At 70.8% G+C, this 12,233-nt stretch carries 11 protein-coding genes; 8 read left to right on the top strand and 3 right to left on the bottom strand.

What is annotated here, in order from left to right; genetic code table 11:
• Positions 1 to 88: 88 nt before the first annotated feature.
• The gene (locus AB0N78_RS13050) at positions 89 to 1,648 is read left to right on the top strand and encodes a GAF domain-containing protein (RefSeq protein WP_363390844.1); all 1,560 of its coding nucleotides are present in this window, start codon (positions 89 to 91) and stop codon (positions 1,646 to 1,648) included.
• A gap of 50 nt (positions 1,649 to 1,698) precedes the next feature.
• Here the strand turns inward: AB0N78_RS13050 and AB0N78_RS13045 are convergent, their stop codons facing one another.
• Positions 1,699 to 2,082: a phage holin family protein gene (locus tag AB0N78_RS13045; RefSeq protein WP_363390841.1), complete on the bottom strand. Its 384-nt coding sequence runs from the start codon at positions 2,080 to 2,082 to the stop codon at positions 1,699 to 1,701.
• A gap of 26 nt (positions 2,083 to 2,108) precedes the next feature.
• Here AB0N78_RS13045 and hisC point away from each other — a divergent pair, with 26 nt between their 5' ends.
• The 7 genes from hisC (at position 2,109) to AB0N78_RS13010 (ending at position 10,544) form a co-directional block, all read left to right on the top strand.
• Entirely contained in the window at positions 2,109 to 3,173 is a 1,065-nt protein-coding gene (gene hisC, locus AB0N78_RS13040; RefSeq protein WP_363390838.1) for a histidinol-phosphate transaminase, read from the top strand.
• A gap of 119 nt (positions 3,174 to 3,292) precedes the next feature.
• Entirely contained in the window at positions 3,293 to 4,504 is a 1,212-nt protein-coding gene (locus AB0N78_RS13035) for a fused response regulator/phosphatase (RefSeq protein ID WP_363390836.1), read from the top strand.
• Complete coding sequence (locus AB0N78_RS13030; protein WP_363390834.1) at positions 4,501 to 6,078, top strand: ATP-binding protein; 1,578 nt, start codon at positions 4,501 to 4,503, stop codon at positions 6,076 to 6,078. Before AB0N78_RS13035 ends, AB0N78_RS13030 begins: the two co-directional genes overlap by 4 nt.
• Before the next feature lie 2 nt (positions 6,079 to 6,080).
• Positions 6,081 to 6,515: a response regulator gene (locus AB0N78_RS13025; protein WP_363390831.1), complete on the top strand. Its 435-nt coding sequence runs from the start codon at positions 6,081 to 6,083 to the stop codon at positions 6,513 to 6,515.
• A gap of 276 nt (positions 6,516 to 6,791) precedes the next feature.
• Positions 6,792 to 7,916 carry a pyruvate dehydrogenase (acetyl-transferring) E1 component subunit alpha gene (pdhA, locus tag AB0N78_RS13020; protein WP_363390829.1) on the top strand — a complete coding sequence of 375 codons (1,125 nt, stop codon included), beginning with the start codon at positions 6,792 to 6,794 and terminating at the stop codon, positions 7,914 to 7,916.
• The gene (locus AB0N78_RS13015) at positions 7,913 to 8,905 is read left to right on the top strand and encodes an alpha-ketoacid dehydrogenase subunit beta (protein ID WP_363390826.1); all 993 of its coding nucleotides are present in this window, start codon (positions 7,913 to 7,915) and stop codon (positions 8,903 to 8,905) included. The genes pdhA and AB0N78_RS13015 overlap by 4 nt, the downstream gene beginning before the upstream one ends.
• 25 nt (positions 8,906 to 8,930) lie before the next feature.
• Positions 8,931 to 10,544, top strand: a complete 1,614-nt coding sequence (locus AB0N78_RS13010; protein ID WP_363390824.1) for a dihydrolipoamide acetyltransferase family protein — start codon at positions 8,931 to 8,933, stop codon at positions 10,542 to 10,544.
• A gap of 73 nt (positions 10,545 to 10,617) precedes the next feature.
• Here AB0N78_RS13010 and AB0N78_RS13005 read toward each other — a convergent pair whose 3' ends face one another.
• Positions 10,618 to 11,094 (bottom strand): PPOX class F420-dependent oxidoreductase, encoded by a 477-nt coding sequence (locus AB0N78_RS13005; RefSeq protein ID WP_363390821.1) that lies wholly within the window; start codon positions 11,092 to 11,094, stop codon positions 10,618 to 10,620.
• Between the two features lie 33 nt (positions 11,095 to 11,127).
• The gene (locus AB0N78_RS13000) at positions 11,128 to 12,177 is read right to left on the bottom strand and encodes a UPF0758 domain-containing protein (protein ID WP_363390819.1); all 1,050 of its coding nucleotides are present in this window, start codon (positions 12,175 to 12,177) and stop codon (positions 11,128 to 11,130) included.
• Positions 12,178 to 12,233: the final 56 nt, after the last annotated feature.

Below are 12,233 nucleotides of genomic sequence, written 5' to 3'. Positions count from 1 at the left end.
GGACGAACGGACGATTTCCCCCAGATTCCTCAGACTGCCTCTCCGAGAGTCGATCAGCACGACACAGCACACCTGGGGGGATGTCGAGATGGTGGGTCTTCTGACCCGGCGGGCGGATGCCGGGAAAGCGCTTGACCAGGGCACGGATGTGGGCCGGGAATTGCGCGCCCTCGACGAGGTGGTGCGCACCCTGGAACGTCAGGCGTCGACCAGCGGCACCCGCGCACTGTTGGACGTGATCCGGATTGGTCTGGGCTTTGACTACGCGTCGCTGTGGCGGCGGGATGCCGCGCGCGGGGTGCTGGTGTTCGGTGAGCAGTGCGGGGAGCTGTCCGCCGAGCTGACCCGAATGTCGCCCTCGTTCTCGATGCCCCAGGGGGTGGGGCTGTGCGGCCTGGCCTGGCAGCAGGACAGTGTGCTGCCGGTGGCCGATCTGCAGGAGCACCCGCCGAACTGCGCCCGGGGCGAGGTCTTCCTGTCCGCCGGTGCGCGCGGGGCGATGACGATGCCGCTGTGGCGGGACGGGCAGGTGATCGCGGTGATCGAGTTGCTGTCCCGGGACCGGCGCGGTGAGGGCCCGGAACAGGTGGCGGTGCTGGACATCCTGGCGCGCACCGTGTCGCAGGCGTTGACTGCCCGGCATGCCGCCCGGGAGATCGAGCAGGTCGCTTTGGACCAGCGCGCCGTGACCACCTCGGTGACCAAGGTCGGCGCGTGCCACGACGAGGAGACTGCGCTGCGCACCGCCCTGGACACCGTCCGGGAGGAGTTCGGCTGGGAGTACGGGTCGTACTGGGCGGTGGACCGGCAGGCGCGGGTGCTGCGGTTCGTGGTGGAGTCCGGCAGTGCGGGGGAGGAGTTCCGTGCGGTCACCCTGGCGGCGAGCTTCGCGGAGGGGGTCGGGCTGGCCGGTCGTGCCTGGCGCAGCCGTGATCTGGTGTTCGTCAAGGACCTCGGAGAGCTCAGCGACTGTGTGCGGGCACCCGCTGCTCAGCGTGCCGGGGTGCGCTCCGGGGTGTGCCTGCCGGTGATCGTCGGGGACGAGGTGGTGGGCACGATGGACTTCTTCACCACCGAGACCATCGAGCTGAGTGAGAGCCGACGTGGGTCGCTGCGCAATGTGGTGCGGCTGGTCTCGCAGCGGCTGGACATCCTGCGGGCCGCCAGTCGGGACCGGGTGGCCGCCGAGGCGCTGCTGAGCAGTGTGGCGAGGCTGTCCGAGAGCGCGGGGGAGGCGTTGGCGGTGGCGGAGGAGGCGGTGACCCAGACCGCGGCGATGGCCGACCAGGTTCGGGTGCTGGAGGCGTCCTCGGCGGCGGTGGGTGACGTGATCCGGGTGATCTCCACCATCGCGGACCAGACCAACCTGCTGGCCCTGAACGCCACCATCGAGGCGGCGCGGGCCGGTCAGGCCGGTCGTGGATTCGCCGTGGTGGCCACCGAGGTGAAGGAGCTGGCCGGGGGCACCTCCGCCGCGACCAGCCGGGTGGAGCAGCAGGTGGCCGACATCCAGGCGAACACCACCGCGGTGGCCGCCGGGATCGAGTCGGTCAGCAGCACGATCCGGCGGATGGACGAGGTCCAGGCCCGGATCGGCGAGGTGCTGGACGAGCAGCGCGAGATGGCGCGGGCGTTCCAGACCTCATGACGACTCCCGGTGGGCGGGTGTTCAGGGGGAACCCGCCCACCGGGAGTCGGTCAGTCCTTGCGGGACTCCGGGATCAGCACCGACAGCACAAAGCTGACGACGGACACGATCAGCGCGCCGATCACGGCAGTGCCGAAGGAGTCGATCCGCAGACCCCAGTCGGTCTGCTCGGTGATCCACGCGGTGAGCATCAGCATCAGGGCGTTCACCACCAGGGTGAACAGCCCCAGGGTGAGGATGTAGAGCGGGATGCTGATCACCTGCACGATCGGCTTGACGATGGCGTTCACGATCCCGAACACCAGCGCCACCAACAAGATGATCCCGATCCGCCCACCGGTGGTGGTGGCGCCGATGATCTCCATCCCGGACAGCAGGATCTCGGCCAGCCAGAGAGCCACACCGCTGATCAGCACGCGCACGACGAATCTCATGACCCGATGGTGCCATTCTGTGGGGTGTGAAGCACGTGCGATTGCGTCCCGCCCTGTCCACTCTGCCGCCTTACGTGCCCGGCGCTCGGGTGCCGGTCGGGGCGGCCGCCTTCAAGCTCTCCTCCAATGAGAACCCGTACCCGCCGCTGCCCTCGGTGGTGGCGGCGATCGCGGATGGGGCGGTGGATGTGAACCGTTACCCGGATATGTACGCCACCGAGCTGACCGAGGCAGTGGCCGCGCATCTGGGTGTCCAGCCGGATCAGGTGGTGGCGGGCACCGGGTCGGTGGCGGTGCTGAGCCACATCCTGTCCGCGTTCTGCGATGCCGGGGACCAGGTGGTGTACCCGTGGCGGTCCTTCGAGGCGTATCCCATCGCGGTGACCCTGGCCGGTGCGCAGTCGGTGCAGGTGCCGGTGCAGGCCGACGGTCGGCTCGATCTGCCGGCGATGGCTGCGGCGGTGACCGACCGGACCCGGGTGGTGCTGGTCTGCACCCCGAACAACCCGACCGGACCTGCGGTGCGCGCCGATGAGCTGGAGACGTTCCTGGCCGCCGTCCCGTCGGATGTGCTGGTGGTGCTGGACGAGGCCTATGTGGAGTTCGTGCGTGACCCGCAGGCCCCCGACGGTCCGACCGTGCTGGCCGCACACCCGAATGTGGTGCTGCTGCGCACCTTCTCCAAGGCGTACGGCCTGGCCGGGTTGCGGGTGGGCTTCGCGGTGGCCGATGCCCGACTGGCCGCGGGGATCCGGTCCGCGTCGACGCCCTTCGGGGTGTCGCATCTGGCGCAGTTGGCCGGGGTGGCCTCGCTGCGGGCGACCGACGAGCTGCTGGACCGGGTGGACCGGATCGTCGCCGAGCGCACCCGCCTGCTGACCGGGCTGCGGGAGCAGGGGTGGCAGGTGCCGGACTCGCAGGCGAACTTTGTTTGGTTGCCGCTGGGTGACGACGCGATGCGCTTCGCGCAGCAGGCGACGGCCGCCGGTGTGCTGGTGCGGCCGTTCGCCGGTGACGGGGTGCGGGTGAGTGTCGGCGAGCCGGAGGCCACCGATGTCGTTCTGCGGGTCACGGGCGACTTCGGTCGTTAACATCGCCTGCGTAACCGTTACGCTGCGCAGCACCGGGACGAATCGTCGGTTATGCCGATTTGCCGCTGATCGCCCCACCCTGGCTCCGTAGCAGGGGGACGGCGATGAAGGGTGATCTGGTGTCCGACGTAGTGGAGTGGCCTGCGCCACCGGACGATTTCGGCGATCCGTCCGATGCTGATCTGATCAGGCTGCTGCTGGTCGAGGATGACGACGGTGACGCGATGCTGGTCGCCGAGCATCTGGAGGACGCCGGGCTGTCCGTGCAGACCGCCCGCGCCCGTACCCTGACCGACGCGGTCGACCGGTTAGACGTTGACTGTGTGTTGCTCGACCTCGGCCTGCCGGACGCTCACGGCATGGACGCGCTACGCACGCTGTTGGAGGCCGGTGCCCCCGCCGTGGTGGTGCTGACCGGCCGCACCGACACCGACTCCGGGTTGCAGGCGGTGGCCGCCGGTGCGCAGGACTACCTGGTCAAGGGCGAGGTCGACGGTGCGCTGCTCGGCCGTTCGATCCGGTATGCCGTGCAGCGTCGACAGCTCCAGGCCGCCGACCGGGAACTCGACCGCTCCCGAATCCAGGCCGAGGAGACGGTCCGGTTTGAGCGGGCCTTGCTGCCGCGCCCGGCCATCGATGACACCCGGCTAGAGGTCCTGGTCGGCTATCGCGCGGGCCGGGCCGGAGTGCTCGGCGGTGACTTCTACGACGTGGTGCAGCTGGCGGACGGCAGTGTGCTGGCCCTGGTTGGTGATGTCTGCGGGCACGGCCCGGACGAGGCGGCGCTCGGGGCGGTGCTGCGGACCGCTTGGCGGACCCTGGTGCTGGCCGAGACCCCGGTGGACGAGCTTTTCCCCCTGCTGGAACGCGTGTTGATCTCCGAACGCGGCCGGCCGGAGATCTTCACCACCGCCTCGATGATCCGGGTCGCCCCGGACCGTCGCAGTGTGGACCTCTACCTGGCCGGACACCCGGTGCCGCTGCTGCTCGGTGAGGCCGGTGCACCGTCGACCCTGCTGCCCACCGAGCAGCGCGGACGGGCGCTCGGTATCCCGCTGACCGGAGACTGGGACGCGGCGCATCTGGACCTCGGCGACCGGTGGCGGCTGATGATGTACACCGACGGCGTGTTGGAGGCCACCATCGCCGGGCGGGGATCGCAGCGGATCGGCAAAGAGGGGCTGCTCACGGTGGTGGACGAGGCGTTGGCCGCGGCACCGACCGATCTGGTCGAGGTGGTGCTGCGCGAGGTGCGGGCACTCCACGGTGGGGAACTCGTCGATGACACCGCCGTTGTCGTGCTCGGCTGGGACGGAGCGGTCGCGCAGTGAGAGACATCACCACCCTGCGCAGTCGCCTGCTGCGGGCGTTGACCACCGGCGGCGTCGTCCTGGCCCTGATCGTCGTCGGGTCCGGCTTCGCGGTGTACCAGATGATCGACCGTCAGGCGCAGGTCGCCGACCGGTTCTTCACCATCATCACCGAGGCGGAGAGCGCCTATACCCGGCTGGTGGACGCCGAGACCGCGGTGCGCGGCTATGCGATCACCGGGTCGGAGGTGACCTTGGAGCCGTACCAGCGCGTGGACGACGCCCTGGACACCTTCGCCGGGGTGGCGGAGAACCGCTCCGGTCGGATCACACCGATGGTGCAGGAGGCCGCGCAGCGCGCCTGGGACGTGGCGACCACCTGGGACCAGGACTTCGCGCAGCCGATCATCACGCAGGTCGAGGCGGAGGGTCCGGCGTCGGTCAGCGCGGTTCAGATCACCGTCGGCCAGGTGGGATTCGACCGCACCCGGGTCGCGGTGCAGGACTATCTGGACCTGCTGCGCGAGCGCCGTGCTGTCGCCGATGCGGAGCTGGAGCGCTGGACCCAACTGGTGGTGCTCGCGCTCTCCCTGCTTGCCATCGCCGCGGTGATCGCCGCGATCCTGCTCTGGCAGACCCTGCGCCGCTGGATCACTGAGCCGCTGAACGCCCTGGCCGAGGACACGCGTGCCGTGTCCTCCGGGGATCTGCACCACCGGGTGGAGACCACCGGACCGGGGGAGATCGCCGCGCTGGCCGAGGACGTCGAGCGCATGCGGCTCGGGCTGGTCGAGCAGCTGCAGTCGATCGAGGCCTCCCGTGCGGAGGTCGCCGCCGCGCACGAGCAGCTGTCCGAGCAGGCTGAGGAGCTGCGCCGGTCCAACCGTGACCTGGAGCAGTTCGCCTACGTCGCCTCGCACGACCTGCAGGAGCCGCTGCGCAAGGTCGCGAGCTTCACCCAGCTCTTGCAGAAGCGCTATGGCGGGCAGCTCGACGAGCGCGCGGACCAGTACATCGGCTTCGCGGTGGACGGTGCCAAGCGGATGCAGGCGCTGATCCAGGACCTGCTCGGCTTCTCCCGGGTGGGCCGAATCGGTGGTGAGGTCACCGAGGTGGCGATGTCCGGTGCCCTGGACGACGCGCTGGACAACCTGGGCAGTCTGATCGAGGACGCCGGTGCCACCGTCGAGGCGGAGGACCTGCCCACGGTGAGCGGCGAGCGCGGGCTACTGGTCCAGCTGTTGCAGAACCTGGTCGGCAACGCGGTGAAGTTCCGCGACCCGGACCGCGCCCCGGTGGTGCGCGTAAGCGCCCGGCGGGTCGGCGCGGAATGGGAGTTCGAGTGCCGGGACAACGGCATCGGCATCGACCCCCAGTACGCCGAGCGGGTGTTCGTCATCTTCCAGCGACTGCACCCCAAGGACGTGTACGGCGGCACCGGCATCGGGCTGGCGCTGTGCAAGAAGATCGTCGAGTACCACGGCGGTCGGATCTGGCTCGGGGACACCGACGGCGTGGGCACCAGCATCCGCTGGACCCTGCCCGCCGCGGACCCCGTGAACGACGTGCCGGCAGTGCCCGGCCAGGAGGAGTGAGCATGGCGGGCAAGGTCATTGACGTACTGCTGGTGGAGGACGACCCGGGCGACGTCCTGATGACCCAGGAGGCCTTCGAGCACAACAAGGTCGCCAACCGGCTGTCCGTGGTGGCCGACGGGGTCAGCGCGATGGAGTTCCTGCGCAAGGAGGGTGAGCACGCCGACGCCCCCACCCCGGACCTGGTGCTCCTCGACCTCAACCTGCCCAAGATGGACGGGCGCGAGGTGCTTGAGGCGCTCAAGAGCGATGAGGCGCTGCGCCGGATCCCGGTGGTGGTGCTGACCACCTCCGAGGCCGAGGAGGACGTGGTCCGTTCCTACTCTCTGCACGCCAACGCTTACGTCACCAAGCCGGTGGACTTCGACCGATTCATCGAGGTGGTCCGGCAGATCGACGAGTTCTTTGTCGAGGTGGTCCGACTCCCGTCCCGCTGACCTCCACACGGCCATCGAGGGCCGGGTTCGTGTCGCCCGGGCGACCACCATGGACCCGGCCCTCGGGCTTTCCCCCGCGGACCTGGGGGATGCCCGGCTCGTCGCATGAGGGGGCGCGCGCCACCCTGGTGGAACGCGGTTGTGGGAACTCCACAAGCGGTCGGAGTGAGTCTTGACGGCCCCCCGGACCACGGACCTACGGTTGCGTAGCCTACGGTGGCGTAGGTTGGACGACGTCCCGGACCCGGGACGCCGACGCAGGCGAAGGAGAACCGCGTGCACGACAGCGGACCGCTGACCGACGACGGGCTCGTCCAGTTGCTCACCCCCACCGGGGAGCGGGTGGACAACCCCGACTACAGCCCGCGGGTGGCCCACCTGGACGCCGACGCGCTGCGCGGCATGTGGCGGGACATGGTGCTGGTGCGGCGCTTCGACACCGAGGCCACCTCCCTCCAGCGGCAGGGTGAGCTCGGACTGTGGGTGCAGAGCCTCGGCCAGGAGGCCGCGCAGATCGGCTCCGGTCGCGCGCTGGCCCCGCAGGACTACGTCTTCCCGTCCTACCGCGAGCACGGCGTCGCCCACACCCGCGGCCTGGACCTGACTGAACTGCTCCGGCTGTTCCGCGGTGTCGACCATGGCGGCTGGAACCCGGCCGACCACAACTTCCACCTGTACACGCTGGTGATCGGCTCGCACACCCTGCACGCCACCGGCTACGCGATGGGTGTCCAGCGCGACGGCGCGGTCGGCACCGGGGACCCTGCGCGCGACACCGCCGTGGTCACCTACTTCGGCGACGGGGCCACCAGCCAGGGCGACGTCAACGAGGCGCTGGTGTTCTCCGCGGTGAACAACGCGCCGCTGGTGCTGTTCTGCCAGAACAACCAGTGGGCGATCTCCGAGTCGACCACCCGCCAGACCCGGGTGCCGCTGTCGCACCGTGGGCTCGGCTTCGGCGTGCCCAGCGTCCGGGTCGACGGCAACGACGTCCTGGCCTGCTACGCGGTGACGGCTGAGGCGCTGGAGCGGGCCCGGTCCGGCGGTGGCCCGACCTTCATCGAGGCCTTCACCTACCGGATGGGCGCGCACACCACCTCCGACGACCCGACGCGCTACCGGTCGGCCGCCGAGGAGGACTACTGGCGTCAGCGCGACCCGATCGACCGGCTGACCGCCTACCTCACCGGCATCGGCGAGCTGCCCGAGGACTTCCGCGCCGCCGTCGCCGCCGAGGCGGACGCCCTGGGCGAGCGCACCCGGACGTTCACCCGCGGGCTCGGTCGGCCCAGCACCGGCTCGATGTTCGAGCACGTCTACGCCACCCCGCACGCCATCGTCGACGCCGAGCGTCAGTGGTTCGAACGCTACGAGTCGTCCTTCTCCGGAGGTGCCCAGTGACCGCCCAGAAGCTCACCTTCGCCAAGGCGATCAACACCGGCCTGCGCCGGGCGATGGAGCGCGACCCGAAGGTCATGCTGATGGGCGAGGACATCGGCGCCCTCGGCGGTGTGTTCCGGGTGACCGACGGTCTGGCCAAGGACTTCGGCGACGACCGGGTGGTCGACACCCCGCTCGCCGAGTCCGGCATCATCGGCACCGCCATCGGCCTGGCCTTGCGCGGCTACCGCCCGGTGTGCGAGATCCAGTTCGACGGCTTCATCTTCCCGGGCTTCGACCAGATCACCACCCAGCTGGCCAAGATGCACTACCGCTCCCGCGGGCGGCTGAACCTGCCCGTGGTGATCCGGGTGCCCTTCGGCGGCGGCATCGGCGCGGTGGAGCATCACAGCGAGTCCCCGGAGGTGCTGTTCGCGCATACCGCCGGGCTGCGCGTGGTCAGCCCGGCCACCCCGGCCGACGCGCACGTGATGATCCAGCAGGCCATCGCCAGCCCGGACCCGGTGATGTTCTTCGAGCCGAAGGGCCGCTACTGGGAAAAGGGCGAGGTCGACACCGAGTCCGACCCGCTGGCCGCCGACTCCGTGCTGGACTCCGCCCGGATTCTGCGCCCCGGCACCGATGTCACCCTGGTCGCGCACGGCCCGACCGTGACCACCGCGCTCAAGGTCGCCGACGCCGCTGCCGCAGAAGGCCGTAGCGTCGAGGTGGTCGACCTGCGGGCCATCTCCCCGCTGGACGTCACCACGGTGGCCGAGTCCGTCCGTCGCACCGGCCGCTGCGTGGTCGTGCACGAGGCCCCGGTGCTCTACGGCACCGGCGCTGAGGTCGCCGCCCGCATCACCGAGGAGTGCTTCTACCACCTGGAGGCGCCGGTGCTCCGCGTCGGTGGCTTCCACACCCCCTACCCGGTGGCCAAACTGGAGCACGAGTACCTGCCCGGCCTCGACCGGGTGCTGGACGCCGTCGACCGCGTCCTCGCCCACTGAACTGCCCGCACCACAAGGAGAACCTGTGCCGTCCTACCAGCAGTTCAACCTCCCCGACGCCGGTGAGGGCCTGACCGAGGCCGAGATCGCTGCCTGGCACGTCGCCGTCGGTGACACCGTCACGGTCAACCAGACCATCGTCGAGGTGGAGACCGCCAAGTCGCTGGTGGACCTGCCCAGCCCGTACAGCGGTGTGGTCGTCGACCTGCTGGTCAGCGAGGGTGAGACCGTCGAGGTCGGCGTGCCGATCATCGTGGTGGACACCGATCCGCAGGGTGCCGGTGCGCCTTACGTGCGCGGCGGCGCTGCGGAGTCGGCGTCGGGCCCCGCGTCTGCCGCCGACGCCGGTGCTGGGGCTGCAGTGGCGGCCGGCGCGAATGCTGACTCGGGTGTCGCCGCTGGCTCTGGTGGCGATGCCGGTGGTGCGGTGCTGGTCGGCTACGGCACAGCCGAGGCTCCGAGCCGCCGCCGGGCGCGCTTCACCTCCGCCGAGGGCGACCCCGCGGTGGGTGCGCCATCGGCTGCTGACGGGACCGCTGCGGTGACCGCCGGCTCCGCCGCAGGCGCGTCGCCCGCTGGCGTGCACACCGGTCAGGGTGCTGCCGTGGCCTCGCCCGCTGGCAGCACGGGAACGACCGCCGGGCCGGGTGCCGTCGGGTTGGGTACCGCAGGACCGGGTGCCACGCTCGCGGCCAGCACCGGTGCCATCCCCACGTCGCCGCAGCCCACCCTGCACCGCGCCCTGGCCAAGCCCCCGGTCCGCAAGCTCGCCCGCGACCTCGGCGTCGACCTGGAGTCCGTGCAGCCCACCGGCCCCGGTGGCATCGTCACCCGCGAGGACGTGCTCGCGTACTCAGCGCAGGCTGAACCCCGCGGTCTGGCCACCTACCCCGGCGACGACCAGCCCTGGCTCGCCTCCGGCACCGTGTCCGCTGATGGCCGCCAGACCCGGGTCCCGGTGAAGTCCGTCCGCAAGCGCACCGCCGAGGCGATGGTGGCCAGCGCCTTCACCGCCCCGCACGTCACCGTCTTCCACACCGTCGACGTCACCCGCACCATGAAGCTGGTCGCCCGGCTGCGTGAAGAGCGCGAGTTCGCCGACGTGCGCGTCACCCCGCTGCTGATCACCGCCAAGGCCCTGCTGCTCGCTGTCCGCCGCCACCCGGAGATCAACGCCTCCTGGGACGAGGCCGCGCAGGAGATCGTCTACAAGCACTACGTGAACCTCGGCATCGCCGCCGCCACCCCGCGCGGCCTGGTCGTCCCCAACATCAAGGACGCTCACCGAATGGGCCTGCACGAGCTGGCCGAGGGCATCGCCGGGCTCACCTCCACCGCCCGCGCCGGCAAGACCTCACCCACCGACATGTCCGACGGCACCATCACCATCACCAACGTCGGCGTCTTCGGCATCGACACCGGCACCCCGATCCTCAACCCCGGCGAGGCCGCCATCCTGGCCTTCGGTGCGATCCGGCAGCAGCCGTGGGTGCACAAGGGCAAGATCAAGCCCCGCTACGTCACCCAGCTCGCACTGAGCTTCGATCACCGGTTGGTGGACGGGGAACTCGGGTCGCGGGTGCTGGCGGATGTGGCGGCGGTGCTGGGCGACCCGGCGCAGGGGCTGGTCTGGGGCTGACCCGGGGACAGCTGGTAGACGCACAGCATCATGATCAGCCCGTCACCCTGCGTGGTGGCGGGCTGGTTTGTGTTCAGCCGTCCAATCGCGCCGCGACATCCGCCGGGAACCCGCCGGTGGCGATCGGTCCCCACCGGGTCGGCGTGACGCGGATCAGCGACTTGCCTTGCACCCGCATCGCGGCGCGGTATTCGTCCCAGTCCGGGTGCTCACCGGCGATGCAGCGGTAGTAGTCGACCAGCGCGTCCTCGGCCTCGGGCATGTGCAGCACCTCAGCGTCGCCGTCGACCTGCACCCAGGCATCGCCGAAGTCGTCGGAGAGCACGCACACCGACACCTGGGGACGGCGCTCGGCGTTCACGGCCTTGGCGCGGCCGGGGTAGGTGGAGATGACGATCCGGCCCTGGTCGTCGACGCCGCCGGACACCGGGGAGATCTGCGGGCGACCGTCCGCGCGGGCGGTGACCAGCAGCAGGTGGTGCCGAGGCCGGACGAAGTCCAGCAGGGTCGGCAGGTCGACAGGCGTGGTGGAGGCGATGCTTCGGGCCATGTTCCGACAGTAGGTGAGGGCGGCGTATGCGGCTCAGGCGACCGGCCGGGCGATCCCGAGCAGGTCGGCGGTCAACGGGGCCAGCTCCAACGCGGCGGCCTGGTCGTGGTCGACCCAGACCGCCTCCTCGATCTCCGCGGTGGCGACCGCGCCGGTGACCCCGTCCAGGGCGTACACATGCGCGGTCACGCGGTAGCCGGGCTCATTCGCCGCCGGGGCGTCCCGCACGCCGAGCGGTCGCAGGTCGGTCACGGAGACGCGCAGCGACAGTTCCTCGCCGATCTCCCGCACCAGCGCGACATCGGGGGCCTCACCGGGCTCGATCTTGCCGCCCGCCTGCATGAACGCCGTGGTGCCGCGCTTGCGGACCAGCAGGTAGCGGCCCTGCTCGTCGGTGATCAGGGCGGCGGCGATGTGCAGAACAGGGGCATCGGTCACCGGACCATTGTCGTCCCCGCGCAGCACCACGTGGTCGAGCAGACGCAGGCCGCACAGCGCCGCACCGTCGACCAGATCGGCGATGAACGGCCCGTCGCGGCAGGGGTCGTCGTCGGCATGGCGATGGGCCAACGCGAAGGTCACCGCACCGCGGCGCAGCACCTCGGCCAACACCTCCCGCACCGGCGGACGGGCGGCATGTGCATGTGCGTCGGGCAGGACGCCGGAGCCCAGCACCCGGTTGGCGCGGTCCGCGGCGATCACCACCACCCGGTCGTCCGGCACTCCGGCGAGGAGCGGACCGGCGAGTCGGCGCACATCCGCGGGGCCGCGCACCGTGCGGCGGCGGTCGGTGGACGTGCCGAACCGGCGGGCCAGTGCCAGCGCTGCCGCGACCCGGGTGGCCTTGGCCGGGCCGACGCCGGGCACCGCGGCCAGGGTGGTGCTCTGCTGTGCGGCGAGTCCGGCGAGCCCGCCGTGCCGGTCCAGCAGTTCCCGGGCGCACTCCATCACCCCCGCTCCGGGTCGGCCGGAACCGAGCAGCAACGCCACCAGCTCCACATCGGAGAGTGCATCCGGCCCCAGGCGCAGCAGGCGTTCCCGTGGCCGGTCCCACGGGTCGATATCCGCCACCAACGAGGTCATGATCCGACGCTAGGCCGCGCCCCCGCCGGTCGAGGGGTTATCCACAGAGGCTTCTG

Origin of the sequence: Cellulomonas sp. NPDC089187 (genome assembly GCF_040685135.1) — a bacterium.
Lineage (GTDB): Bacteria > Actinomycetota > Actinomycetes > Actinomycetales > Cellulomonadaceae > Cellulomonas.
The sequence above is the reverse complement of the archived record's forward strand: the minus strand, read 5'-3'. Positions and strand labels throughout refer to the sequence as shown.

What these genes read in the sequence shown, in the direction of transcription:
- AB0N78_RS13045 (WP_363390841.1), bottom strand. Translation starts at nt 2,082, where the DNA reads ATGAGATTCGTCGTGCGCGTGCTGATCAGCGGTGTGGCTCTCTGGCTG.
- AB0N78_RS13050 (WP_363390844.1), top strand. Translation starts at nt 89, where the DNA reads ATGGTGGGTCTTCTGACCCGGCGGGCGGATGCCGGGAAAGCGCTTGAC.
- AB0N78_RS13025 (WP_363390831.1), top strand. Translation starts at nt 6,081, where the DNA reads ATGGCGGGCAAGGTCATTGACGTACTGCTGGTGGAGGACGACCCGGGC.
- AB0N78_RS13000 (WP_363390819.1), bottom strand. Translation starts at nt 12,177, where the DNA reads ATGACCTCGTTGGTGGCGGATATCGACCCGTGGGACCGGCCACGGGAA.
- AB0N78_RS13005 (WP_363390821.1), bottom strand. Translation starts at nt 11,094, where the DNA reads ATGGCCCGAAGCATCGCCTCCACCACGCCTGTCGACCTGCCGACCCTG.